We start from the raw sequence: 25,061 nt of genomic DNA, 5'->3' as shown, positions 1-25,061 counted from the left end.
TCGACTTCCCTCGCCAGTGAGCTTGCCCCATGCTCCACGTGTTGTTCAGCGTTTACCTGAAGATGCTGGTGCTCTACAGCCCCTTCTTCGTGTTGTCCTGCTTCATCAGCCTGACCCGCGGTTATTCGCGTAAGGAACAACGTCGATTGGCCTGGAATGTCGCCCTCGCGACCCTGGTTTCCAGCGTGCTGTTGTATTTGTTCGGGCGGGTGATTTTCAGCGTGTTCGGCATCACCGTAGACGCCTTCCGCATTGGCGCCGGCAGTGTGCTGTTCATTTCGGCACTGGGCATGGCTCAGGGCAAGTCAGCGGTCCAGACCGACAACGTGCAGCAAGACGTGACCATCGTCCCGCTGACCATTCCGCTCACTGTCGGCCCCGGCACCATCGGGGCCTTGCTGGTGATGGGCGTCAGCCAGCCGCACTGGGACGACAAACTCACCGCCATCCTCAGCATCGCCATGGCCAGCCTGACCGTCGGCGTGGTGCTGTACCTGTCCAACCGTATCGAACGGATGCTCGGTGACCAGGGTTTGCAGATTGTCAGCCGGTTGATGGGGTTGTTTGTGTGTGCACTGGCAGCGCAGATTATCTTTACCGGGGTCAAAGGGTATCTGGTGCCTTAGTTCGTCGTTCATCACGAGATTGCCCATCGAAAAACAAGGCCTTGTTGTTAAAGCACAAGGCCTTGCCAATGTTGATCAAACCAAACGACTCAGAGCTTCAGTTTCCTCACCAGGATCTTGTCTGAGTAAGCGTCGATTTTCTCGTGAACCCGTCCACGGTAGTTTTCAAACACCTCCCGATTGAAAGCAAAAACGCCGCCATCCGGGATGATGACCACTTCTTTGCCGAACTCACTCCAGAAAAAGAAGTCATCCTCAATCACGTTGGTGCTATAGCGCAATCCGTACAGGCAGACGACCACGTCGCCGGAATCAAGACGTTCGCAAGGTGCACATTTGAGAATACCCGACCCACTGTTCGCGACGTTGCCGCGAAAGAAGTTCCAGGCAAACTCGTCCAGCCTCAACGCCGCGTAAGTTTCCTCAACAAGCTGACCTAAGCGTTCCACCCCCAAGCGGCCGATGATGGTATGGCTGATGCTCAGCAGTTGATTGACATTCGACACCCTCAACGGCTCAGAGGGGACGATAGTTTTGAGTGTGAAGCCAGCCTTCAACAACCGCCCCTGGTAATAATCGAACCAGACTTTTTTTGATACTTGCCCTGGGTATTTATCAGTCGCTGCCAGTTCCGCATACAGCAAACAGTCCTGTATATCCTGTTGGTCCTGCGGGCAAACTTCGGACGCAAAGGATAACACGCAGCTACCCACCACTACAGCATCAGCAAGCACTGACATATTGAACACCCCGTTCATCCACGCTAAATAAACCACCCCCTATTGAAAGCCTCTTTCGGCTTTACTAACCTGCAATCTTTTTAAACAGATCATCACCGAACTGGTTAATGTAGTTATGAACCTGCTGACGCTTTCGATCAAACGCACGCTTATTAAACTTTCTAATGCCTGCCGCTTGAAAAAGGTGAACCCCCTCTGTCTTGAAAGTAAAAAATAGAAATTCGCCATCGTAGTCTTTACTGAACACATCCAGGCCGCCCATGACCATTGCCATACCACCACCTGGGGCAACAATACAAGGAACTGCTTTGAAGCTGACAACCGAACTTTCCTTGCTTCCGGCGTCCACGATTTTCAGCGCTGCCTTATCGCCCTTGAGCTTGTCAAATCCCGACGCTACCAGGCTCAATACATTTGCAGAGCCCGCACTGATGACAGTCTCAAGCACTTGCAGCAATGCTTCGTTCATGCTCAGCGTCAGCTTTTTGGAGTCATACTTCTTATACGTGTAGCTTTCTGTGACCCAGCCAATCGCCGACAAGGCTTCGTTATAAGCCATATATCGCTGCTCTTGCGAAGTTTCGACAGGCAGTTTTCTGACGACAGCTTCGGCAAAAGCCTGGCTATCCAGTGCATCCTGCTTATCATCTTCGCTAAGCCGTTCCTCAAATACCACAAGGGATGGGCCGACGACCGACGCATCAATTCCCTGCGCAGCACCATTCAGCGAAACACTGCCGCTCTTGGCAAACATCCTGAGTCGGGGACGCGCGAAAACTTCAGCTAACTGAGCCTCGATTCGCTCAAAGTATTTATCCTGCACAGCCTCAGAGAAAGGGACATCCGCAACATTAATTATTTCGTTTCCCATATGAACATCCTTAGTAAATACTCGCCGCTCCATGCGACAGAAACAAAACTAAGGCACTCGACTTCAATCGTCAAACGCATTCACAGAAGCAACTTATTCCAATAGTTACCAACCTCCATGCAGCTCCAACAGCAAGCCATAGCCAGAGCACATAAAAGTGCGCTATTTATTAGCGGTGTTAGTTGTGAAAACCACTGTGAAAACGCAGGCGACCTCGGCGTGAGGTCGCCGTTATTCAGGAGACCGGCTTGGTTGAATACCAGCGTGGCGTATAAACCCACTCACCACCTTCAGCGCGCGGGAACACGCAGGTGGTGGATGAACCAATCAGCACCATGGTCCGCATATCAACCTGATCAGGGGTCAACTGCCCGAGGGTCGTGACCCGCAGCGTCTGGCCCGGACGACCGATATCCCGCCCCAGCACCACTGGCGTTTCCGGCGTGCGATGCCGGGCGACGATTTCCAGCGCACGGCCCAATTGCCATGGCCGCGAACGCGAGATCGGGTTGTAGAAGGCCAGGGCCAGGTCAGCCTCTGCCGCCAGGTCCAGACGCTTCTCGATGATCGCCCAGGGTTTCAGGTTGTCCGATAAAGACATCACGCAGAAGTCATGCCCCAAGGGTGCACCCGCTTGAGCGGCGGTCGCCAATGAAGCGGAGACACCCGGCAGGATTTCCAGATCGACGCTGTGCCAGCTCGTATCGGTAGATTCGTGCAGCGCTTCGAGCACCGCCGCTGCCATGGCAAATACGCCTGGGTCACCGGATGAGACGACCACCACTGAACGGCCTTGGGCGGCCAGTTCGAATGCGTGGCGCGCGCGCTGCATCTCCTCGCGGTTGTCGGTGCAGTGCAACACTTGATCGGCACGGAACGGCCCGGCCATGCGCACGTAGGTTTCATAACCGAGCACGTCGTTGGCACGAGTCAGTTCCGCCTTGACCGCCGGCACCATCAGTTCGGCAGCGCCAGGCCCAAGACCGATGACCGCCAAACGGCCACGAGCACGACCGATCTGCAACGGGTCAAGCGGTTGCTCAGCCATCGCGATGGTGATTCCGTTAACCTCACAGACGCTGACCGGCTCTGCGAGCGCATTGTGCGCCAGTTCACCGAGACTCCCGGCAGCCGTCGCAAAACGCAGTGGCACACCCAGCTCCCGCGCCGCTTCACGCAACGCCGGGCTCGCCATCTGCTGATCGCTGGCCAACACGCAGGCGACCGATTGCACAGCAATTTTCGCCTGATGCAAGGCATCGCGTATCACGTTCGGCAGATCTGCGACGTCGGCGCTCACCGCGACCAGAACGTTTTTCGGGTAGATCCGCAATTCATTGGCCGCAGGTGCGCGTTCGGCGCTACCAATATGAATCGCCAGATGCGCTTGCGGATCCTGCGGCAACTGCGCTTGATCCAGCCACGGGGCAGCGCCTTCGATACGTACGCTCTCACCGGCCAGCAAATCCGAAACGAAGCGCTTGCCCAGTTCCAGATCGCCCAACGCATAGCCACTTGGCGGATTGAGCAAGCAAGTGCCGAAGCGCAACTCACCGCTGGTGGTGATCGCCGCAGCCACGCCCAAACCGTCAGCTATCTCGCGGGCCAGCACGTTCACCCCGCCCAGACCGCCCAACAGCGGCACGACCGCGCTGCCATCCTCGGCGACAGCCAGCACCGGCGGCTCAGCGCCTTTTTCCAGGAGCAATGGCGCCAGCGTGCGAATGACGATACCGGCGGCACACAAAGCAATGATCGGTGTGTCATGTTGATAGAGCTGGCGCAGCGTCGCACCGAACTCGTGGTAAACGCGGTCCGCGCCGTCGACCCGTTCGGCCAGGCCGTGGATCAAGGCGCCGGGGTATAGCTGTTGGATCTTGCGTGCGGTCGCGAGGCTGCCATTGCCAAGAATGACAATCGCCGGAACTGAACGAGTCATCAGCCTTGCCACCTTTCGCCGGGAACGATGATCAACGAAAAATACGGCGAGGACATCGGCTCGACCTGATCCAGCGGCACGATCTTCTGATTGGCCATGGTGGCGCGCTCAACGTACAACGCACGCTCTGCCAAACCGAGCTCTTCCAGCACCTGACGCACCTTGGGAAAGTTGCGCCCCAACTTCATCACCACAGCCGCGTCGGCATCGGCCAAACGGCGCTTGAGTTCTTCGTGCGGTAGCACCCCGGACAACACCGACAGGCTTTGATTGCGATACACCAGCGGCGCGCCCAGCACCGAAGCACCGCCAAGCATCGAGCAGACGCCCGGCACCACTTCAGCCTCGTAACGTTCGGCCAGACGATCATGCAAATACATATAGGAGCCGTAGAAGAACGGATCGCCTTCGCAGATCACCGCCACGTCACGCCCGGCATCCAGGTGCGCGGCGAGCTGTTCGCCGGCCGCATCGTAGAAGTCGCTGATCACTTGCTCGTAGGACAGCGGCGGCGCCAAGGTCTCGGTGGTCACCGGGTAAACCAGCGGCAGCAACGTCTGCGCGCCCTGCAAATGCGCTTCGATGATGCCGAACGCATTGCCTTTTTTGCCCTTGGCGACGAAGTACGCCACCACCGGCGACTCGCGCAACAGGCGCAAGGCCTTGACCGTAATCAGTTCCGGATCACCAGGCCCCACGCCAAGGCCGATCAAACGTCCAGGTTGCTGCATCATTCAATCTCCGTGGCGAGGGCATTGACCGCTGCGGCGGCCATGGCGCTGCCGCCCAACCGACCTTGCATGATCACAAACGGCACGCCACGGCTGTCAGCCGCAAGCATTGCCTTGGACTCGGCGGCACCGACGAAGCCCACCGGGAAGCCGAGAATCAACGCCGGTTTTGGCGCGCCGGCATCGAGCATTTCCAGCAAGTAGAACAACGCGGTCGGGGCGTTGCCAATTACCACCACGCTGCCTTCCAGATGCGGACGCCACAGCTCCAGAGCCGCTGCCGAACGGGTGTTGCCGAGTTCGCGGGCCAGCTCCGGAACGCTCTCGTCACGCAGGGTGCAAATCACCGGATTGTTCGCCGGCAACCGCGCCCGGGTCACGCCTTCTGAGACCATCCGCGCATCACACAGAATCGCTGCACCGGCGGCCAGCGCATCGCGCCCGGCCTTGCCCGCGCCTTCGGAGAATTGCAGACCGTCGATCGCATCGACCATGCCGCAGGCGTGAATCACCCGCACCGCGAGTTTTTCCAGATCGGCCGGAATCCGGGCGAGGTTGGCCTCGGCGCGAATGATCGCGAAGGAGTTGCGATAGATCTCCTGACCGTCGCGGATGTAATCAAGCATCAAGTGGGCTCCGTGGGCGGGCATCAAGCGCTGCGCCGGCCGCTTCAATAGTGAGGTTGCGTACTTGCAGGGCGCCGAAACCCGGCTGCCCTGCATCGCGAAAATAGAGGTCGTAATGACCGGGGCTGACTGCCAGCAAGGTGACCGGCGCGATGTGCGCGGAGGCACAGGAGCGTGGGCAGCCGGACAGGTGAACTTGAACTCGGTCGCCACGACTTTGCAGCTGTGTGGACAATTGCAGGGCATCACCCTTTGTATCTGCCAGACCTTTGCCGCACCCGGCCGATCCAGTGCAGGCCACCAGATGGGCCAAAGCTTGATCGGCACTCACCAGAAAACCCAGGGCCTGCATTCCCTCACTGAGCGCCGGGGCATCCTGCGGGCGAATGTTCGGCAGCAGCAGGCTTTGCCAAGGGGTCAACCGCAGGCTGCCATCCCCAAACGCCTCGGCCAGAGACGCCGCGCCTTTGAGCATCGAAGCATCCAGCCGCCCCAGAGGCGGGACAGCGCCGACATAGACCAAGTCTTCCTGGCGCTGTGGATAAGTACCGATGTGCAACCCTGGGCGCGACTCGGGACGCTGCCAGTCACTGATCGGGGTCAACGGCACACGCTCGGCCAAGGCCTGCACTACCGACGCCAGCGAACGCTCGGCCAGCACCTGCCGCATGCGGGTCTGATCCGGCCGCGCCAGATCGAGAAACAGCTCCAACACCGCCACCACCAAGGTGTGACCGTCATTGCGCAACACCGCCCCTGCCGGTGTATCCGTGGGACAACCCGCCAGGCCAAACGCCAGCCATTGCTCGCCATTGCGTTCAACCGCGCTCAACCAGAGGTCATGCGGATGTTCGAGCATCGCCAGCGCCTCGCCGCCATCCAGTTGCACGGCAAACTTGGCCGACAGCTGGTGGAAATGCTCATGACTTTGCAAGGTGGCGAGAATCTGCTCGGCCAGCGGACGAGTATCGAACAGCATGTGCCGATCGATGCCGGCCCCGGGACTGAGCATCAGGTTGCGTACATCATCGCCGGCAGCCGTCTTTGGGCCCAACCCGGCGGCCAGCAGGCTGTCGATCAAGGGCCGGTGCTCACTACCAATTCCGCGAATTTGCAGATTGGCGCGGTTGGTCGCCTCAATCACTCCACCGGCATAACGCTCGGCGGCCTCGGCCACAGCCATAGCCTGGGCAGCGCTGATCGACCCGCCATTCAACTTGATCCGGCAAATACCGCCGTCCGATGCCTGGACGATACGCAGCAACCCCGGACAGGCCGAGGGGCGTAAGGCGGTGTGCAGCTGATGTTCGTTCAAGGGGGCGACCGGCTAAGAGGTAGAAGCACTTCGCGAGCGAAGGCGCGGTATTATGCCTGCTTTGTCTGACGGCATGAAAAGCCTGCCCGTCGGAACACCCGGTTTGAGGAATATAAATGGCCCCTTGGCTGACAGTAGTGGGAATCGGTGAAGACGGCTTCAACGGCCTGGGCAAGAACGCTCGGCGCGCGCTGCTGGGTGCTTCGCGGATTTTCGGTGGCCAACGGCAACTGGATCTGCTGCCCGTGTGCATTCGTGGCGAACGACAGCTCTGGCCAAGTCCGTTTTCCCTTGAGCCCGTACTGGCGCAACGCGGTGAGCCTATATGTGTGCTCGCCAGTGGCGATCCGATGCTGTTCGGCGTGGGCGCCAGCCTGACGCGGCAAATTCCGAACGATGAGATGCTGATCCTGCCCGCGCCGTCCTCCTGCTCTCTCGCTGCGGCCCGGATGGGCTGGCCGTTGCAAGAAGTGGTCGCGCTGTCGGTGGTTGCCCGGCCAATCGCAGCGCTGAACGCTCAGCTGTTCAGCGGCGTTCGTTTACTGGTGTTGAGCAATGACCGACAAAGCCCCGCCGCGATTGCCGCGCTGCTGCGTGAACGCGGTTTCGGGCCGAGCCGGATGACCGTCCTGGAACACCTGGGCGGCGCGAGCGAACGACGCGTCGACGGCATCGCCAGCGACTGGACCGACCCGGTCGTCGCCGACCTCAACCTGATTGCCATCGAGTGCCTCGCCGCCCCTGATGCGCCGCGCTTGTCGCGCCTGGCTGGTTTACCGGATGCAGCCTTCGAGCACGACGGCCAGCTGACCAAACGCGATGTCCGCGCCATCACCCTCGCCCGCCTGGCGCCGGTGCCCGGTGAACTGTTGTGGGACGTCGGCGCCGGCAGCGGCTCGATCGGCATCGAGTGGATGCGTGCACACCCGAGTTGCCGCACGCTGGCCATCGAGGCCGATGCTGGCCGCCAGCAACTGATCGAACACAACCGCGATGCCCTCGGCGTGCCCGGCCTGCAACTGATTCGTGGCAGCGCGCCGCAGGCGTTGGCCGGTCTTGAGCGACCCGACGCTATCTTCATCGGTGGCGGCGTCACCCACGACGGCGTGCTCGACACCTGTTGGGCGCAGCTCAAACCCGGCGGTCGGCTGGTCGCCAACGCGGTCACCCTGCAAAGCGAGATGACCTTGATGGCCTGGCGCGAACAACACGGTGGCGAGCTGACACGGATTCATATCGCTCAGGCGCAGCCGCTGGGAGAGTTCGACACCTGGCGCCAGGCGTTGCCGATCACCTTGCTGGACGTGGTTAAACCCTTCGATGCGTGACGAAACCGCCGAACAACCCGCGCCCCTGCGCAGTGGCCTGACCACTGGCAGCTGCGCCACAGCCACCAGTCTCGCCGCCGCGCGCCTGTTGCTCGGCGCCGTGAGCAGCGATGCAGTGGAGATTGTGCTGCCCAAAGGCAAACAGGTGCAGATGCGCCTGGAGTTTTGCCGGCCGACTGCCGACGGCGCCGAAGCCGGAACCATCAAGGACGCCGGCGACGACCCGGACGTAACCCACGGTGCGTTGCTCTACAGCCAGGTGCGTTTGATCAGCGAACCCGGTATTCGTTTCTGCGCCGGCAAAGGCGTCGGCACTGTCACTCGCCCGGGGCTGGTACTGAGTGTCGGCGAACCTGCGATCAATCCGGTGCCACGCAAGATGATCTCCGACCATCTGCTACTGCTCGCGCAAGAATTCAGCTACGGCGGCGGTTTTGAGGTGACGGTCAACGTCGAGAACGGCGAGGCCCTGGCGCTGAAAACCATGAACCCGCGATTGGGTATTCTTGGCGGGTTGTCGATCCTCGGCACCAGCGGCATCGTTCGACCGTTTTCCTGCGCGGCGTACATCGCCTCGATCCACCAGGGCATCGATGTCGCCAAAACCAACGGTTACCTGCACATCGCCGCCTGCACCGGCAACGCCAGCGAAGACACCATGCGCCGGGTCTACGACCTGCCGGAAATCGCCCTGATAGAAATGGGCGATTTCGTCGGTGCAGTGCTCAAACATCTGCGCAAAGTGCCTGTGGATAAACTGAGCATTTGCGGCGGCTTCGGCAAGATCAGCAAACTCGCCGCCGGGCATATGGATTTGCACAGTCGCCACTCCAGCATCGACCTGCCGCAACTGGCCGAATGGGCCGCGAACGTTGGCGCTGACGCTGCATTGCAGCAAGGCATCCGCGAGGCCAACACCAGCCAGCAAGCCCTGGCAATGGCCAGCGCTGCCCGTATCGCCCTCGGTGATGCGGTGTGCCGGCACGCGCTGGATTTCGCCCGTAGCGTGGTGCCCAGGCAGGTTCAGGTCGAGGTGTTTGCCATCGATCGCCAGGGTGGCATCGTCGGTCATGCCGGAGCTTTTCAATGAAACGTTTGTTGCTGCTCGGCGGCGTCACCGAGGCCCTGGCAATTGCCCGAACCCTCGGCCCGCAACATATCTACAGCCTGGCGGGTGTGGGTCGGGTGCCGACCGACCTGAACTGCCAGGTACGAGTCGGCGGCTATGGCGGCGCTGAAGGCTTGACGCAATTCATCAAGGATCAAGGCATTGACCTGTTGCTCGACGCCACCCATCCCTACGCCGCGCAAATCAGTCGGAACGCCGCCACCGCGGCACAACAAAGCGGCATCCCGTGCTGGGCGCTACGCCGTCCGGCGTGGCAAGCGCAGACCGGGGATGACTGGCGCGAAGTCAGCGACTGGGCTGAACTGATCGAAGCACTGAAACCGTTCAAGCGCCCATTGTTTACCTTGGGCCGCGAACCGCTGCAGCACCTGGATGAAATCCCGCCCGAGCAGTTCTGGACCTTGCGCGCACTGGAGGTTTATCCCGGCAACGAGCGCTGCGAAGTGATCGGTGCACGCGGACCATTTTTCATCGAAGACGAACGCGCGCTGTTCGAACGCCGGCAGATCGATGTACTGATCAGCAAAAACAGCGGCAGCAGCGCCACCGAACCCAAACTTGAAGTGGCCCGCGAACGCGGGGTGCCGGTGTTGATCCTCAAGCGACCGGAGTTGCCGGGGGTTGAGCGGGAGTTATTGACGCTCGACGAAACACTTGAGGCGTTGGCAGCCTTCACTCGATAAGGCAGGATCACTTGCTTGCATGAACAGTAACCTATTTGTTACCTTCAAGGCCGCCTGTGATCACACTCGAAGAATACCTTCAGGATAACGATACGAGCCCGTTCGGGCGCTGGTTCTCCACCTTGGACGCACAAGCGGCACGCAAGGTGTCCAACGCTCTGGTGCGGCTGGAGATCGGCAATACGTCAAACATCAAATGGTTCGACGGTCTCGGCGAATACCGTATCAATTGGGGCCCGGGATACAGAATCTATTTGGTGCAAGAGGGTAAGCGCCTCATCATCCTGTTTGGAGGAGGCGATAAGTCCACCCAGAAAAAGGATATCAAACAGGCAAAAACGCTCGTTGCCGAATTTCGGACCCGGAAAAAAGCTGAACGGAACATGAGGTAACGCAATGGCTCTCACCCGAAGTTACAAACATACGATTGCCGAGCGCGCCCAGCGTGACCCCGAGTTCGCCCAGGCGTTATTGGATGAGGCTGCTACTCTGTTCCTCAATGGAGAGCCGGAAATCGCTCGGATCATTCTTCGCGATTTGGTCAACGCCACCGTAGGTTTCGAAGAGCTGGCAAAGGAAACGTCAAAACCCAGCAAAAGCCTGCATCGAATGTTGTCTGCCAAGGGCAACCCAAGCATGGATAACCTGGCGGCAATATTTGCAGTCATTCGAACGACGCTCGGCGTAGATATACAAGTGCATGCCGTACCTGCTCACTGACAGGAATGAATCAAAAGCCGCTGCGACACCACACCGCACGGCGGCTTTTTACTTATCGCCCCCGATCAGGCTAAATACCCGGCTTGATCACCCACCCGACCGGATATGACCCATGTCCCGACAACGGCTAGCATTTGCCTGGATCGCCTGCTTCGCAGTGCTGTTCAATATGCTCGCCATGCCGATGTCCGGCGCGATGGCGCAAGGTGCCAGTCAGTCGCCGGCCGAGCAGTTGTTGTGGGGCAGTTTCTGCTCGTCCAGCGGGACGAAAATGGTGGCGATTTCTCTGGGCAAACTTGAACAAAAAGCCCCTTCAAACGACGATCATTCAAATATGCAGCATTGCTGGTGCTGCTCGGGTTCGGCGCCTCTGATGGCGTTGCCGGGCCATGTTCCACAGCTGTATTTCGCGCGTTTCGAGGCCAATCGAAGCCGACCGGCGCCGACCCTCGACATCCCCACGCCACGCCAGCAATGGCCAAGCCTCAATCCTCGAGCCTCTCCTCTGGTCTGATTACCCTCGCAATTGATCTGCGTGTCTAATCGTTCTGGAGAACTGTCATGTTGAAGAAACTCATCGTTCTGGCCGCCTTGTTGCTGCCTGCGTGCTTTGCCAATGCCCATGAATACAAAGCCGGCGAACTGGAAATCGCCCACCCTTGGTCGCAAGAGCTACCGCCCAACGCGCCAACGGTTGCTGCCTATTTCGTGATTCACAACAACGGCAAAACCGCCGACCGCCTGCTCAGCGTTGCTTCGCCGGTCGCAGGCATCGCCGAGCTGCACGAGCACGTGATGCAAGGTGATTTGATGAAAATGCAGCAAGTGCCGAGCGTCGAGATTCCGGCTGGCGATGACATCACGTTCGCACCGATGGCTTATCACGTGATGCTGCTGGAGCTCAAAGACCGCAGCCTGCTCCGCGACGGCAAACGCTTCCCGCTGACCCTGCATTTCGAAAAGTCCGGCGATGTGACCGTCGAGGTCGCGGTACAGAAACAACCGCCCGCCGGCACCGAAGCGCACATGCACGCCCAGTAATCACAGCCTGAAAAACCTGTGAACGCACGGCGCTCGCTCAGCGTCAGGCGGTCAGTGCCGCGCCGCACCTCGTTGAAGGTTGCTCGCGGTAGCTGGATCAGCCTGTTCGCCATGTTGATGATCTTTATCGGCCCACTGATTTCTCAGTCGATGCCGATGGATCAACGCATGCCGATGCCTATGAACGTGTCGATGGACATGAGCATGGACATGTCGGCGAACGCCCACGCCGAGCAAAACGCGCAAGCGGCTGCCGAACACTGCGCACCAAAACCCGATCACCACGCGCTCTGGGAAAAGTGCGGCTATTGCAGCCTGCTCTTCAACTGCCCCGCGCTGCCCGGCAGCCTGTCGTTCGCTGCCTTCGACACACCTTCCGCCCACCGTTTCATCAGCCCCTCCCCCCGCCTGGGCCATGCCCGGCAAACCGTTTTCCCCGGCGCCCGCACCCGCGCCCCGCCCATCGTCGCGTAAACACCCACCACTACTCATACGGCCGACTGTAGAGAACGACAGCCGCAGGCTGCTGGCCGTGTTGTTGACGACTGATTGATGGAACCTTTATGTCCAGGTTTTCTGCTGACACACGCTTGAGCGCTGCTCAGGCATTTTTCGCCCTGAACGCGCCACGCGCCCGTTTCAAACAGGCCACTGCCATTCTGTGCGGCGCCCTGCTTTCCCCGTTGGCCAACGCGGCCGAGCAACCGGTTGACCACAGCCAGCACACTGAAGAGCTGAGCCCAACGGTCATTACCGCGATCGCCCCAAGTTCGCCGCTGACCATCGTCACCAACCCCAAGGACCCGCGCCAACCAGTGCCGGCCAGCGATGGCGGCGATTACCTGAAGACCATTCCCGGCTTCGCGCTGGTTCGCAATGGCGGCACCAACGGCGATCCGGTGCTGCGCGGCATGTTCGGTTCGCGGCTGAACATTCTCACCAACGGCGGCATGATTCTCGGTGCCTGCCCTGGCCGCATGGACGCCCCGACTTCCTACATCTCACCGGAAACCTACGACAAGCTGACCGTGATCAAAGGCCCGCAAACCGTACTTTGGGGACCTGGCGCCTCTGCCGGCACCATCCTGTTCGACCGTGAGCCGGAAAGCTTCGGCGAGCTGGGCACGAGGGTTAACGCCAGCCTGCTGGCCGGCTCCAACGGGCGTTTCGACAAGCTCGTCGACGCCGCTGCCGGTGGCCCACAGGGTTACATCCGGGTGATCGGCAACACGGCTCACGCCGACGATTACCGCGACGGTAACAACGACACCGTGCCGTCGCGCTACGACAAATGGAACGGCGATGTCGCCCTGGGCTGGACGCCGGATGCCGACACGCTGCTGGAACTGACCGCCGGCAAGGGCGACGGCGAGGCACGTTCGGCCGGCCGTGGCATGGACGGTTCGCAGTTCAAGCGCGAAAGCCTGGGCCTGCGTTTCGAGAAGTCGAACCTTGGCGAAGTACTGGATAAAGTCGAAGCGCAGGTCTACTACAACTACGCCGACCATGTGATGGACAACTACACCCTGCGCACGCCATCCGGTACCGGGATGATGGCCGGTCCGATGGCCTCCAACGTCGACCGCCGCACCCTCGGTGCACGGATCAAGGCCACCTGGCGCTGGGCCGATGTGCAGTTGATCAGCGGCATCGATGCGCAAACCAACGAACACCGTCAGCGCGCCGCCATGGGCATCGACACCTATAAGGACGTGCCACGCAACAAGGATGCGGACTTCCATAACTACGGCGTTTTCAGTGAGCTGACCTGGTACGCCGCCGACCGTGATCGCCTGATCAGCGGGGCACGACTGGACCGTGCCTCGGCCAAGGATTTTCGCCAGACCATTGGCTCCGGGATGATGGGCCGACCCAACCCGACCGCCGACAAGAGCCGTGCCGATACCTTGCCAAGCGGCTTCGCGCGCTATGAGCATGATCTGGCGGACAGCCCGACCACGCTCTATGCCGGCCTCGGCCACGCCGAACGTTTCCCGGATTACTGGGAGCTGTTCTCGCCAAAATCCGGCCCTGCCGGTTCGCTCAACGCCTTCGACTCGATCAAGCCCGAGAAAACCACCCAGCTCGACTTCGGCCTGCAATACAAAACCCAGGACCTCGAAGCCTGGGCCTCGGGTTATGTCGGCGAAGTACACGACTACATCCTGTTCGATTACACCCCCGGCATGATGGGCATGACCTCTCGGGCCGAAAACATCAACGCGCGCATCATGGGCGGTGAACTCGGCGCAGCCTACAACCTCACCTCCCATTGGAAAGCCGATGCGACCCTGGCCTACGCCTGGGGCAAAGACACCACCCACGACACAGCACTGCCGCAAATGCCGCCGCTGGATGCGCGTTTCGGCCTGACCTACAGCGAAGACAACTGGAGCGCCGGCGCCTTGTGGCGAGTGGTTGCGGCGCAAAACCGCATCGAGCAGAACAAGGGCAACGTGGTCGGCAAGGATTACGACAAGAGCCCGGGCTTCGGCGTGTTCTCGCTCAACGGCGCCTACCGGATCGACAAGCACTGGAAGGTCAGTACCGGCGTCGACAACCTGTTTGGCAAGGCCTACGCCGAGCACTTGAACCTGGCCGGCAACGCCGGGTTCGGCTACCCGGCCAATGACCCGCAAGCGATCAACGAACCAGGGCGGACGTTCTGGACCAAGGTCGATATGAGCTTCTAAAGGCATCGCGGGCAAGCCTTGCTCCTACAGATTTGTGTCGTTCATAACATTCGTGATCGACATATCCCCGTAGGAGCAAGGCTCGCCCGCGATCGGTTGCGTAGCGACCGCAAACAAACAACAAAGATCTACGCCAAGCGGAGCACCTGATGAACCAACCCAAACCGAATTTCTACAACCTGGCCTGGCGCTGGCATTTTTATGCCGGGCTGTTCGTTGCGCCGTTCATGGTGATGCTGGCCTTGACCGGCATCGTTTACCTGTTCAAACCGCAACTCGACCCACTGATGTACGGCAGCCTGCTCAATGTGCCGGGCGGCCATCACACCGTCAGTGCCGACGAGTTGCTGCGCCGTGTCAAAGAGGCTTATCCACAGGGCCAGATCAAGCAGTACCTGCCGCCGCTCAATGCCGAGCACAGTGCGCAGTTTGTCGTTAAGAATGCCGGCAGCGAGCTCAACGTCTTCATCGATCCGTATCACGCCGATATCCTCGGTGAGCAGGACGCGAAGAAAAACCTGCAAGCCATCGCCCGGGCTATTCACGGTGAGTTGATGATCGGCACCGTCGGTGATCGGCTGGTCGAACTCGCGGCTGGCTGGGGCGTGGTGCTGGTGGTTTCCGGGGTGTTCCTGTGGTGGCCACGCGGGCGAACCGACGCGGGGATCGTGTGGCCGCGATTCAGCAGTCGCGGACGTGTGCTCTGGCGTGACCTGCACGCCGTGACCGGGTTCTGGGGCGCGGCGTTTTTGCTGGTGATGCTGCTCAGCGGCATGACCTGGACCGGCTTCTGGGGCAAGCAATACGCTGAAGTCTGGAACCGCTTTCCGGCAGCCATGTGGAATAACGTGCCGAAATCCGACCAGCAAGCCCGCAGCCTCAACACCGCAACGCGCCAGACCGTGCCCTGGGCCATGGAAAACACGCCGATGCCGATGTCCGGTGACCACGCCGAACACATGGCGCACAACGGCGGCAGCAGCGCCCCGGCGGCGCCGACCATCAGCCTGCAAGAGGTACAGGACATCGCCGTTCAACGCCAGGTCGAGCCGGGTTACAGCATCACCTTCCCGACCACCGCCAGCGGCGTGTTCACCATCGCCGTATTCGCCGACGACCCGCGCAACGACGCCACCCTGCATGTCGACCAGTACAGCGGTGAAGTGCTGGCCGACGTGCGCTGGCAGCATTACGGCAACGTCGCCCGCGCCACGGAAATGGGCGTGATGCTGCACGAAGGCAAACTGTTCGGGCCGCTCAACCAGATCGTCGTGTTGCTGATCTGCCTGATGATCCTGCTCAGCGCCGTCAGCGGTGTAGTGATCTGGTGGAAGCGCCGCCCACAAGGCAAGCTCGGTGTTCCACCGTTGCGGCATGACCTGCCGACCTGGAAAACCGGGGTGGTGATCATCCTCGCATTGGCGGTGATATTCCCGTTGGTGGGCGCTTCGCTGATCGTGGTGTGGCTGCTGGATCGCCTGCTGCTGTCGCGCTTGAACCGCCAGCCTGAATCGGCCTCATCTTCATCCTGAAGACAGCGAGATGCGTGCAGCGACTGGCGCTGTAGAATGCCCGGCCAACGCACAGTTGCGGCTCTAGGACTGTTGTGGCGAGGGAGCTTGCTCCCGCTGGGTCGCGTAGCGGCCCTTAAATCAAAATCGGCACCTCCATTTGATCGTGAAACAAGCCATGGCGCCTGCTTCGCAGTCGAGCGGGAGCAAGCTCCCTCGCCACAGGGAACCATCGAAAGGAATGGCATGACCTCGCTGAACCTAACCCACCTCGCCTGGACACCGCTGGGCCATGGCCACTGTCATCACCAGTTCCAGCTGCGTGAGGCCAGCCTGCACGTGGCGGCCGGTGAGTTCGTCGGCTTGATCGGCCCCAACGGCAGCGGCAAGACCAGCCTGTTGCGCTGCGCCTACCGCTTCAGCAAACCGGAGTCCGGCGAGGTGCATCTGGCCCATCACAACGTCTGGAAGCAGTCGTCGCGCTGGTGTGCGCAACGCATTGCGGTGGTGTTGCAGGAGTTCCCCGATGCCTTCGGCCTGACCGTCGAGGAAGTGGTTGCCATGGGCCGCACACCGCACAAAGGCCTGTTCGATGGCGACACGCTGGAAGATCGCCGAATCGCCGAACAGGCACTGGAATCGGTGGGCCTCAAAGGCTTCGAAGATCACGCCTTCGCCACGCTGTCGGGCGGCGAAAAACAACGCGTCATTCTCGCCCGCGCCCTGGCTCAGCAACCGCAATTGCTGATTCTCGACGAACCGACCAACCACCTCGATCCACGCTATCAGCTCGAACTGCTGCAACTGGTCAAGCGCTTGCAGATCGGCACCCTGGCGAGCATCCACGACCTCAATCTGGCCGCGGCGTTCTGCGATCGGCTGTACGTGATCAACCACGGACGCATCGTCGCCAGCGGCACGCCAAAAGAAGTGCTGACCACCACGCTGCTGCGCGAAGTGTTCGGCGTCGAAGCGTTGATCGATGAACACCCGCTGTCCGGCTACCCCCGAATTACCTGGATAACCCAACATGACCTTGCGCACCCTGCTCCGCTCCAGCCTGTCCATCGCCCTGCTGCTGGGCAGCGCCCAGGCATTCGCCGAAGCGAGCCGCTACCCGTTGACGATACAGAGCTGCAACCGTGAAGTGACGTTCAAGGAGGCGCCAAAACATGCCCTCAGTCACGACATCAACATGACCCAGATGATGCTCGCCCTCGGCCTCAAGCCGCGGATGGTCGGCTACAGCGGGATCAGTGGCTGGAAAGCCGTGACCCCCGAGATGCAGAGCATTCTCGACGGCCTGCCGGAACTCGCCGCCAAGTACCCATCGGTGGAAACCCTGCTCAACGCCAACGTTGATTTCTTCTTCGCCGGCTGGGATTACGGCATGCGCATTGGCGGCGACCTGACCCCGCAAACCCTCGGGCCGCTGGGGATCAACGTCTATGAACTGAGCGAGTCGTGCGCCTTCGTAATGAAGCGCCCAGCGGCCAGCCTCGATGACACCTACAACGACCTGCGCAACCTCGGCAAGATCTTCGACGTACAGGATCGCGCCAACCGCTTGATCAGCGACATGCAGGCGCAAGTGGCCCAGGTTCGCAAAAACCTGCCGAGTGAAAAACCGCGGGTGTTCCTTTACGACAGCGGCGAAGACCGGGCCATGACCTCGGGCCGCCTGGGGATGCCGCAAGCGCTGATCGACGCCGCCGGCGGGCGCAACATTCTCGACGATGTCGACGCGAGCTGGACCCGGGTCAACTGGGAAAACGTGGTTGAGCGCAACCCGCAGGTGATCGTGATCGTCGACTACGGCGAAGTCAGCGCCGAGCAAAAGGAACAATTCCTGCTGAACAACAAGGCCCTGCAATCGGTGGATGCGATCAAGAACCAGCGCTTCATCGTCATCCCTTACGTGCAAGCCACACCGGGGATCGACAACGTGCTGGCGGTTGAAACCCTGGCCAAGGGTTTCCACGGCGAATGATCAATCGTCGTTATGCCTTGTTGCTGGTTGCCCTCGGCGCGCTGTTGCTGGTGTCTTGTGTGGTGTCGCTGGGCTTTGGCTCGGCACGAGTGCCGGTGGACGTGGTCTGGCGGATTCTGCTGCATCAGGCATTCGGGATTGGCGAGGTGAACTGGAGCGCCGGGCAAGAGCACATCGTCTGGCTGATTCGCGTACCGCGCATGTTGCTCGGCGCGTTGGTGGGCGCCGGGCTGGCGCTGATCGGCGCGGTGCTGCAAGCCGTCACGCGCAATCCGTTGGCCGACCCGCATTTGCTCGGCGTGACCTCCGGCGCGACCCTTGGCGCGGTAATCGTGGTGCTGCATGTGGGCGAGATCGTCGGCCTGCTGACCTTGCCGATCGCCGCGTTTATCGGTGCATTGCTGAGCATGCTGGTCGTGCTGATAATCGCCAACCGCAACGGTCGGCTGGACAGCGATCGGCTGCTGCTGTGCGGGGTGGCGGTGTCATTCGTGATGATGGCAGTCGCCAACCTGCTGCTGTTCCTTGGCGACCACCGCGCCAGTTCTGCGGTGATGTTCTGGATGCTTGGCGGCCTCGGGCTGGCGCGCTGGGAGTTGCTGGCAGTGCCGGCGGCCAGCGTGCTGCTCGGGCTGGTTTTGCTGCTGGGCATGGCCCGGCCGCTGAACGCCTTGATGGCTGGCGAGCAAACCGCTGTCACACTCGGTCTGAATGCTCGCACCGTGCGTTTACGGGTGTTTGTGATTGCGTCGTTGATGACCGGGGTGCTGGTCTCGATCAGCGGCTCCATTGGTTTTGTCGGGCTGATGGTGCCGCACATTGCGCGGCGCCTCGTCGGGGCGGAACACCGCAGATTGCTGCCGGTATGCGTGTTGCTCGGCAGTGTTTTCCTCGTTTGGGTCGACGTAGCAGCACGAACCATGATTGCACCGGAAGATCTGCCAATCGGCGTCGCCACCGCAGCCATCGGTGGCCTGTTCTTCATCGGCCTGATGCGCCGCCGCTGATCCCGCACTGGCACGATCAATTGTGGCGAGGGAGCTTGCTCCCGCTGGGCTGCGAAGCGGCCCTGAAACCTGCGACTGCGCTCCATCTGATACAACGCATGCGCCGGGCTTGCGACTGCTTCGCAGCCGAGCGGGAGCAAGCCCCCTCGCCACAGGGTCGGCGCTCGGCTCTTGCTCCAAGGTGGCGCATCACAACGCACCAGCGCGCCAGACGCGTCCCTTCATGGTGCACCACTTACCGGCGCAACCGCTCTAACACGACATTTCCTTGCCTTTCTCCGACCGGGCACAGCCCTTGCTAAAGACCCTTCAGTAGTCCGCATCTGCCAACCAAGAAAACTCATAAGTTCATGGAGATCGCACAATGAAGCGTCGCAGTTTGATCAAGGCTTTCACATTATCGGCATCGATCGCCGCGATGGGCATGACCTGGACTGTCCAGGCCGCCGAGACCATCAAGGTCGGGATCCTGCATTCGTTGTCCGGGACCATGGCGATCTCCGAAACCTCGCTCAAAGACATGGCGCTGATGACCATCGACGAGATCAACGCCAAGGGCGGGGTCAACGGCAAGATGCTCGAACCGGTGGTGGTCGATCCCGCCTCGAACTGGCCGTTGTTCGCGGAAAAGGGTCGGCAATTGCTGACCCAGGACAAGGTCGCGGTGGTGTTCGGCTGCTGGACCTCAGTGTCGCGTAAATCGGTATTGCCGGTGTTCGAAGAGCTCAACGGCCTGCTGTTCTACCCGGTGCAGTACGAAGGTGAAGAGATGTCGCCGAACGTCTTCTACACCGGTGCCGCGCCGAACCAGCAGGCGATCCCGGCAGTGGAATACCTGATGAGCGAAGAAGGCGGCAGCGCCAAGCGCTACTTCCTGCTCGGCACCGACTATGTCTACCCGCGCACCACCAACAAGATCCTGCGCTCGTTCCTGCACTCCAAAGGTGTGGCTGACAAAGACATCGAAGAGGTCTACACGCCGTTCGGCCACAGCGACTATCAAACCATCGTCGCCAACATCAAAAAATTCTCGGCGGGCGGCAAGACGGCGGTCATCTCCACGGTCAACGGCGACTCCAACGTGCCGTTCTATAAAGAGCTGGCCAACCAGGGCCTGAAAGCCACCGACGTTCCAGTCGTGGCCTTCTCGGTAGGCGAAGAAGAACTGCGCGGCATCGACACCAAACCGCTGGTCGGCAACCTCGCGGCGTGGAACTACTTCGAATCGGTGGAAAACCCGGTGAACCAGAAGTTCGTCGCCGACTGGAAAGCCTATGCCAAGAAACACAACCTGCCGGGCGCCGACAAAGCGGTGACCAACGACCCGATGGAAGCCACCTACGTCGGCATCCACATGTGGGCGCAGGCCGCCGAAAAAGCCAAGTCCACCGATGTCGACAAGGTCCGTGAAGCGTTGGCCGGCCAGACCTTCGCCGCGCCGTCGGGCTACACCCTGACCATGGACAAGACCAACCACCACCTGCACAAGCCGGTGATGATCGGCGAGATCCAGGCCGACGGTCAGTTCAACGTGGTCTGGCAGACCGAGGGGCCGATCCGCGCCCAGCCGTGGAGCCCGTTCATACCGGGCAACGACAAGAAGCCGGAGTATGCGGTGAAGAGCAACTAAGCAGCAGGAACAAGCCTCCTACAAAACCCTGCAGGAGCAAAGCTTGCTCGCGATGGCGGTTCGTCAGACACACCGCCATCGCGAGCAAGCTTTGCTCCTACGGGGTCAGCCGTCGCCTTTCAGGACGTAGCCATGTCCCTTTATCGCCTGTTTCTCGCTATTGCTTTTGTACTATTGCCAATGGTCGCCCATGCCGGGGACGCCGAAGACTTTGTTGCGGCCAATCCGGTGCAGCAAGCCAAGCTGTTGGAAACCTGGGCCGCGCAACCCGACCCGGCCCGCATCGAACTGATCAACGCCCTGCAACAAGGACAACTGAGCGTCGACGGCAAAGTCAGGATCCTGCGCCTGAACAATCGTCTGCGGGGCTTGATCGACACCGCACTGGCCAGCCACCAACTGCTCGCCGCTGACACCACAGTGCGTTTGAGCGCCGCACAACAACTGCAAAAAAGCGCCAAACCAGCGCAACTGAAATTCCTTGACCAGCAACTGGCTGGCGAAAAAGACCCGAGCGTTCACGCCGCCCTGAGTCTGGCGTTGGCCAATCTGCAACTAGTGGACGCCGACCCGGTCGTGCGCCTCGCCGCAGTGCGTCTTCTGGGGGAAACCGGCGATCCGCTGGCCCGTACCCGTCTCGAAGGTTTGCTCCAACCCGGCGTCGAAGCCGACACCACGGTGCACACAGCTGCCGAAACCAGCCTGGCGCAAGTCAAACGCAAACTGCTGATCGGTGAGCTCCTCGGCCAGGCCTTCAGTGGCATGTCGCTGGGCTCGATTCTGCTGCTGGCGGCCCTCGGCCTGGCGATCACCTTCGGCCTGCTCGGGGTGATCAACATGGCCCACGGCGAGATGCTGATGCTCGGGGCTTACTCCACTTACGTGGTGCAGTTGCTGTTCCAGCGCTTCGCCCCGCAAGCGATCGAGTTCTATCCGCTGATCGCTTTGCCGGTGGCATTTTTTGTCACCGCCGGCATCGGTATGGCGCTGGAGCGCACGGTGATTCGCCACCTTTACGGGCGGCCACTGGAAACCCTGCTCGCCACCTGGGGCATCAGCCTGATGTTGATACAGCTGGTGCGTTTGTTGTTCGGTGCGCAGAACGTCGAAGTGGCGAACCCGGCCTGGCTCTCGGGCGGGATTCAGGTACTGCCTAATCTGGTGCTGCCATACAACCGCATCGTGATCATCGCGTTCGCGCTGTTTGTGGTGGTGCTGACGTGGCTGCTGCTGAACAAGACCCGCCTCGGTCTGAACGTGCGCGCAGTCACCCAGAACCGCAACATGGCCGCCTGCTGCGGCGTACCCACCGGGCGTGTCGACATGCTCGCCTTCGGCCTCGGTTCGGGCATCGCCGGGCTTGGCGGCGTGGCCCTGAGTCAGGTCGGCAACGTCGGCCCGGACCTCGGCCAGAGCTACATCATCGACTCGTTCCTGGTGGTGGTGCTCGGCGGCGTTGGTCAGTTGGCCGGCAGTGTGCTCGCTGCGTTCGGCCTGGGGATTGCCAACAAGATTCTTGAACCACAAATCGGCGCCGTACTCGGCAAGATCCTGATCCTCGCGCTGATCATTCTGTTCATTCAGAAACGCCCGCAAGGACTCTTCGCACTCAAAGGACGGGTAATCGACTGATGAACCAGCCCCTGATGCTCACGGCCACGCAAAAGGCCGGCCCCAAAGTCACGATCGCAGTGGGCGCGGTGATTCTCGCGCTGTTGCTGGCGCTGCCGCTGCTGTCATTGCTGCCTGCCGACAGCACCTTTCACGTCTCGGCCTACACACTGACGCTGGCGGGCAAGATCCTTTGCTACGCCATCGTCGCCCTGGCGCTGGATCTGGTCTGGGGTTACGCCGGTTTGCTGTCCCTGGGTCATGGCCTGTTCTTCGCCCTCGGCGGCTATGCCATGGGCATGTACCTGATGCGCCAGGCATCGGGCGATGGCCTGCCGGCATTCATGACCTTCCTCTCGTGGACCGAACTACCGTGGTACTGGACCGGCACCAGCAGCTTTATCTGGGCCATGTGCCTGGTGGTGCTGGCGCCGGGTTTGCTGGCGCTGGTGTTCGGCTTCTTCGCCTTCCGTTCGCGGATCAAGGGCGTGTACTTCTCGATCATGACCCAGGCTCTGACCTTCGCCGGGATGCTGCTGTTTTTCCGCAACGAGACCGGGTTTGGCGGCAACAACGGCTTCACCAACTTCCGCACGATCCTCGGCTTCGGCATCACTGAGCCGGGCACGCGCGCGGTGCTGTTCGTCGCCACCGTACTGCTGTTGGTGGCTAGCCTGTTCATCGGCTGGCGCCTGGCACAAAGCAAGTTCGGCCGGGTATTGACCGCCCTGCGCGACGCGGAAAACCGCCTGATGTTCTGCGGCTACGACCCACGCGGTTTCAAGCTGTTTGTCTGGGTCTTGAGCGCCGTGCTGTGCGGCCTCGCCGGTGCGCTGTATGTGCCGCAAGTGGGGATCATCAACCCCAGCGAAATGTCGCCGACCAACTCCATCGAAGCCGCCGTGTGGGTCGCACTCGGCGGACGCGGCACGCTGATCGGGCCTCTGCTCGGCGCGGGTGTGGTGAATGGCATGAAGAGCTGGTTCACCGTGGCCTTTCCCGAATACTGGCTGTTCTTCCTCGGCGCGTTGTTCATCGTCGTGACCTTGTACCTGCCCAAAGGCGTGATCGGTTTGCTGAAAAAAAGAGGTGACCAATGAGAATCACTGCGACAGCAGAATTCATGCTCGAACCGGTCTTTTTTCCACCGGAGCCCAACAAGGACGCCGGCAGCAGCCGCGACGCCATCGGTCTGGGGCAACGTGTCGAAAAAGGCCTGAACACCCTCCACGGCACCATCCTCACACTTGAAGACATCAGCGTCAGTTTCGATGGTTTCAAGGCACTCAACGCGCTGAATCTGTACATCGGTGTCGGCGAATTGCGCTGCATCATCGGCCCCAACGGCGCTGGCAAAACCACGCTGATGGACGTGATCACCGGCAAGACCCGGCCCAGTCACGGCAACGCCTGGTTTGGTGAAACCCTGGACCTGACACGGATGAGCGAAGTGCAGATCGCCCAGGCCGGGATCGGCCGCAAGTTCCAGAAGCCGACAGTGTTCGAAGCCTTGAGCGTGTTTGAAAACCTAGAACTGGCGCAGAAAACCGACAAGTCGGTATGGGCCAGCCTACGGGCTCGTCTGAGTGGTGAACAAAAAGATCGCATCTGCGAGGTGCTCGAAACCATTCGCCTGACCACCTCGGTCAATCGCCCGGCCGGCCTGCTGTCGCACGGGCAGAAGCAGTTTCTCGAAATCGGCATGTTGCTGATGCAAGACCCGCAACTGTTGCTGCTCGATGAACCGGTGGCGGGCATGACCGACGCCGAAACCGAATTCACCGCCGAGCTATTCAAAAGCCTGGCCGGCAAGCATTCGCTGATGGTGGTGGAGCACGACATGGGCTTCGTCGGTTCGATTGCCGACCACGTCACGGTGCTGCACCAGGGCAGCGTGCTGGCCGAAGGGTCGCTTGCACAGGTGCAGGACAACGAGCGGGTGATCGAGGTGTATCTCGGCCGATAACGCGCATGTACACCGTAGCAGCTGTCGAGCTGGCGAGGCTGCGTTCGGCCGCGAAGCGGTCGCGAAACCCGGCAACGCGTTTTCTCAGGTATACCGCATCAGCCGGATGACGACCGCTTCGCGGCCGAACGCAGGCTTCGCCAGCTGCTACGAAGAGCTGGAACTCTGAAAGGAATTTGAACATGTTGCACGTCGACAAGCTGCACCAGTACTACGGCGGTAGCCACATCCTGCGGGGCCTGAGCTTTGAGGTGAAAGTCGGTGAAGTCACCTGCCTGCTCGGACGCAACGGTGTCGGCAAGACGACCCTGCTCAAATGCCTGATGGGTCTGTTGCCAGCCAAGGAAGGCGCGGTGAATTGGGAAGGTAAACCGATCACCTCGTTCAAGCCGCATCAACGGGTTCATGCCGGCATCGCTTACGTGCCGCAAGGCCGGGAGATTTTCGGGCGGCTGACCGTGGAAGAAAACCTGCTGATGGGCCTGTCGCGCTTCCCGGGCTCCGAGGCCAGGGAAGTCCCGGCCTTCATCTATGAGCTGTTCCCGGTCTTGCTGCAAATGAAGCAACGCCGCGGTGGCGACTTGTCGGGCGGCCAGCAACAACAATTGGCCATCGGTCGCGCACTGGCCAGTCGGCCACGCTTGCTGATCCTCGACGAGCCTACCGAAGGCATTCAGCCGTCGGTGATCAAGGAGATTGGCGCGGTGATCAAAAAGCTCGCCGCACGAGGTGACATGGCGATCCTGCTGGTCGAGCAGTTCTACGACTTCGCCGCCGAGCTGGCCGATCAGTACCTGGTGATGTCCCGGGGCGAGATCGTCCAGCAAGGCCGCGGAGAAAATATGGAAGCCGAGGGTGTGCGCGGACTGGTTACGATCTAGTCTGTAGCGTCCTGACGATAATT

24 protein-coding genes and 1 pseudogene are annotated in these 25,061 nt (G+C 60.8%); 19 read left to right on the top strand and 6 right to left on the bottom strand.

Annotation, left to right across the window (positions count from 1 at the left end; translation table 11 throughout):
- The first annotated feature begins 29 nt into the window (after window positions 1-29).
- Entirely contained in the window at window positions 30-626 is a 597-nt protein-coding gene (locus AC1RJ3_RS01820; RefSeq protein WP_493077159.1) for a MarC family protein, read from the top strand.
- An 89-nt stretch (window positions 627-715) separates the two neighbouring features.
- Here AC1RJ3_RS01820 and AC1RJ3_RS01815 read toward each other — a convergent pair whose 3' ends face one another.
- The 6 genes from AC1RJ3_RS01815 to cobG all read right to left on the bottom strand — a co-directional run bounded on the left by AC1RJ3_RS01815 (window position 716) and on the right by cobG (window position 6,848).
- Window positions 716-1,366 carry a hypothetical protein gene (locus AC1RJ3_RS01815; protein WP_054598227.1) on the bottom strand — a complete coding sequence of 217 codons (651 nt, stop codon included), beginning with the start codon at window positions 1,364-1,366 and terminating at the stop codon, window positions 716-718.
- A gap of 64 nt (window positions 1,367-1,430) precedes the next feature.
- Entirely contained in the window at window positions 1,431-2,237 is an 807-nt protein-coding gene (locus AC1RJ3_RS01810; RefSeq protein ID WP_493077157.1) for a hypothetical protein, read from the bottom strand.
- 235 nt (window positions 2,238-2,472) lie between these two features.
- On the bottom strand, window positions 2,473-4,176 hold the full coding sequence (gene cobJ, locus AC1RJ3_RS01805) for a precorrin-3B C(17)-methyltransferase (RefSeq protein ID WP_493077155.1): 1,704 nt from the start codon (window positions 4,174-4,176) through the stop codon (window positions 2,473-2,475).
- Complete coding sequence (locus AC1RJ3_RS01800) at window positions 4,176-4,907, bottom strand: precorrin-2 C(20)-methyltransferase (RefSeq protein ID WP_103317033.1); 732 nt, start codon at window positions 4,905-4,907, stop codon at window positions 4,176-4,178. Before AC1RJ3_RS01800 ends, cobJ begins: the two co-directional genes overlap by 1 nt.
- Window positions 4,907-5,533, bottom strand: a complete 627-nt coding sequence (locus AC1RJ3_RS01795; protein ID WP_054595430.1) for a precorrin-8X methylmutase — start codon at window positions 5,531-5,533, stop codon at window positions 4,907-4,909. Before AC1RJ3_RS01795 ends, AC1RJ3_RS01800 begins: the two co-directional genes overlap by 1 nt.
- Window positions 5,526-6,848, bottom strand: a complete 1,323-nt coding sequence (cobG, locus tag AC1RJ3_RS01790; protein WP_493077152.1) for a precorrin-3B synthase — start codon at window positions 6,846-6,848, stop codon at window positions 5,526-5,528. Before cobG ends, AC1RJ3_RS01795 begins: the two co-directional genes overlap by 8 nt.
- 116 nt (window positions 6,849-6,964) lie before the next feature.
- On the opposite strand from cobG, the gene cbiE reads away from it, so the two are divergent.
- The 18 genes and pseudogenes from cbiE to urtE all read left to right on the top strand — a co-directional run bounded on the left by cbiE (window position 6,965) and on the right by urtE (window position 25,038).
- On the top strand, window positions 6,965-8,176 hold the full coding sequence (gene cbiE / locus AC1RJ3_RS01785; protein WP_493077150.1) for a precorrin-6y C5,15-methyltransferase (decarboxylating) subunit CbiE: 1,212 nt from the start codon (window positions 6,965-6,967) through the stop codon (window positions 8,174-8,176).
- A complete protein-coding gene (locus AC1RJ3_RS01780; protein ID WP_493077148.1) occupies window positions 8,169-9,266 on the top strand; it encodes a cobalt-precorrin-5B (C(1))-methyltransferase in 1,098 nt (365 codons plus the stop codon). Before cbiE ends, AC1RJ3_RS01780 begins: the two co-directional genes overlap by 8 nt.
- A complete protein-coding gene (locus tag AC1RJ3_RS01775; protein ID WP_493077146.1) occupies window positions 9,263-9,988 on the top strand; it encodes a cobalt-precorrin-6A reductase in 726 nt (241 codons plus the stop codon). The genes AC1RJ3_RS01780 and AC1RJ3_RS01775 overlap by 4 nt, the downstream gene beginning before the upstream one ends.
- A gap of 56 nt (window positions 9,989-10,044) precedes the next feature.
- Entirely contained in the window at window positions 10,045-10,380 is a 336-nt protein-coding gene (locus AC1RJ3_RS01770; RefSeq protein WP_123423705.1) for a type II toxin-antitoxin system RelE/ParE family toxin, read from the top strand.
- A 4-nt stretch (window positions 10,381-10,384) separates the two neighbouring features.
- Entirely contained in the window at window positions 10,385-10,708 is a 324-nt protein-coding gene (locus tag AC1RJ3_RS01765) for a helix-turn-helix domain-containing transcriptional regulator (RefSeq protein WP_123423706.1), read from the top strand.
- Between the two features lie 112 nt (window positions 10,709-10,820).
- Window positions 10,821-11,222 (top strand): DUF2946 domain-containing protein, encoded by a 402-nt coding sequence (locus tag AC1RJ3_RS01760; RefSeq protein WP_054595426.1) that lies wholly within the window; start codon window positions 10,821-10,823, stop codon window positions 11,220-11,222.
- 47 nt (window positions 11,223-11,269) lie between these two features.
- Complete coding sequence (locus AC1RJ3_RS01755; protein ID WP_493077144.1) at window positions 11,270-11,749, top strand: copper chaperone PCu(A)C; 480 nt, start codon at window positions 11,270-11,272, stop codon at window positions 11,747-11,749.
- A gap of 54 nt (window positions 11,750-11,803) precedes the next feature.
- On the top strand, window positions 11,804-12,223 hold the full coding sequence (locus tag AC1RJ3_RS01750) for a DUF2946 domain-containing protein (RefSeq protein ID WP_493077142.1): 420 nt from the start codon (window positions 11,804-11,806) through the stop codon (window positions 12,221-12,223).
- A gap of 89 nt (window positions 12,224-12,312) precedes the next feature.
- A complete protein-coding gene (locus AC1RJ3_RS01745; RefSeq protein ID WP_493077140.1) occupies window positions 12,313-14,442 on the top strand; it encodes a TonB-dependent copper receptor in 2,130 nt (709 codons plus the stop codon).
- A 149-nt stretch (window positions 14,443-14,591) separates the two neighbouring features.
- Complete coding sequence (locus AC1RJ3_RS01740) at window positions 14,592-15,974, top strand: PepSY-associated TM helix domain-containing protein (RefSeq protein WP_493077138.1); 1,383 nt, start codon at window positions 14,592-14,594, stop codon at window positions 15,972-15,974.
- A 225-nt stretch (window positions 15,975-16,199) separates the two neighbouring features.
- Window positions 16,200-16,982 (top strand): annotated as a pseudogene (locus AC1RJ3_RS01735) (ABC transporter ATP-binding protein); the annotation flags it as partial.
- A 1-nt stretch (window position 16,983) separates the two neighbouring features.
- Window positions 16,984-17,943 carry an ABC transporter substrate-binding protein gene (locus AC1RJ3_RS01730; RefSeq protein WP_493077136.1) on the top strand — a complete coding sequence of 320 codons (960 nt, stop codon included), beginning with the start codon at window positions 16,984-16,986 and terminating at the stop codon, window positions 17,941-17,943.
- Window positions 17,940-18,950, top strand: coding sequence for a FecCD family ABC transporter permease (locus tag AC1RJ3_RS01725; protein ID WP_347928781.1), 1,011 nt, complete (start codon window positions 17,940-17,942; stop codon window positions 18,948-18,950). Before AC1RJ3_RS01730 ends, AC1RJ3_RS01725 begins: the two co-directional genes overlap by 4 nt.
- 364 nt (window positions 18,951-19,314) lie before the next feature.
- Window positions 19,315-20,580, top strand: a complete 1,266-nt coding sequence (gene urtA, locus AC1RJ3_RS01720; protein ID WP_123583251.1) for an urea ABC transporter substrate-binding protein — start codon at window positions 19,315-19,317, stop codon at window positions 20,578-20,580.
- Window positions 20,581-20,712: 132 nt separating this feature from the next.
- Entirely contained in the window at window positions 20,713-22,212 is a 1,500-nt protein-coding gene (gene urtB, locus AC1RJ3_RS01715) for an urea ABC transporter permease subunit UrtB (protein ID WP_493077133.1), read from the top strand.
- Entirely contained in the window at window positions 22,212-23,291 is a 1,080-nt protein-coding gene (gene urtC, locus AC1RJ3_RS01710; protein WP_347928779.1) for an urea ABC transporter permease subunit UrtC, read from the top strand. Before urtB ends, urtC begins: the two co-directional genes overlap by 1 nt.
- Window positions 23,288-24,157: an urea ABC transporter ATP-binding protein UrtD gene (urtD, locus tag AC1RJ3_RS01705; protein WP_054595416.1), complete on the top strand. Its 870-nt coding sequence runs from the start codon at window positions 23,288-23,290 to the stop codon at window positions 24,155-24,157. Before urtC ends, urtD begins: the two co-directional genes overlap by 4 nt.
- A gap of 182 nt (window positions 24,158-24,339) precedes the next feature.
- Window positions 24,340-25,038, top strand: a complete 699-nt coding sequence (gene urtE, locus AC1RJ3_RS01700) for an urea ABC transporter ATP-binding subunit UrtE (RefSeq protein WP_054595415.1) — start codon at window positions 24,340-24,342, stop codon at window positions 25,036-25,038.
- The last annotated feature ends 23 nt before the right edge of the window (window positions 25,039-25,061 follow it).

This window comes from Pseudomonas sp. GW822-FHT04C11 (assembly GCF_058800905.1).
Note: the sequence above shows the minus strand (reverse complement) of the source record. Positions and strands in the feature narration are given on the sequence as shown.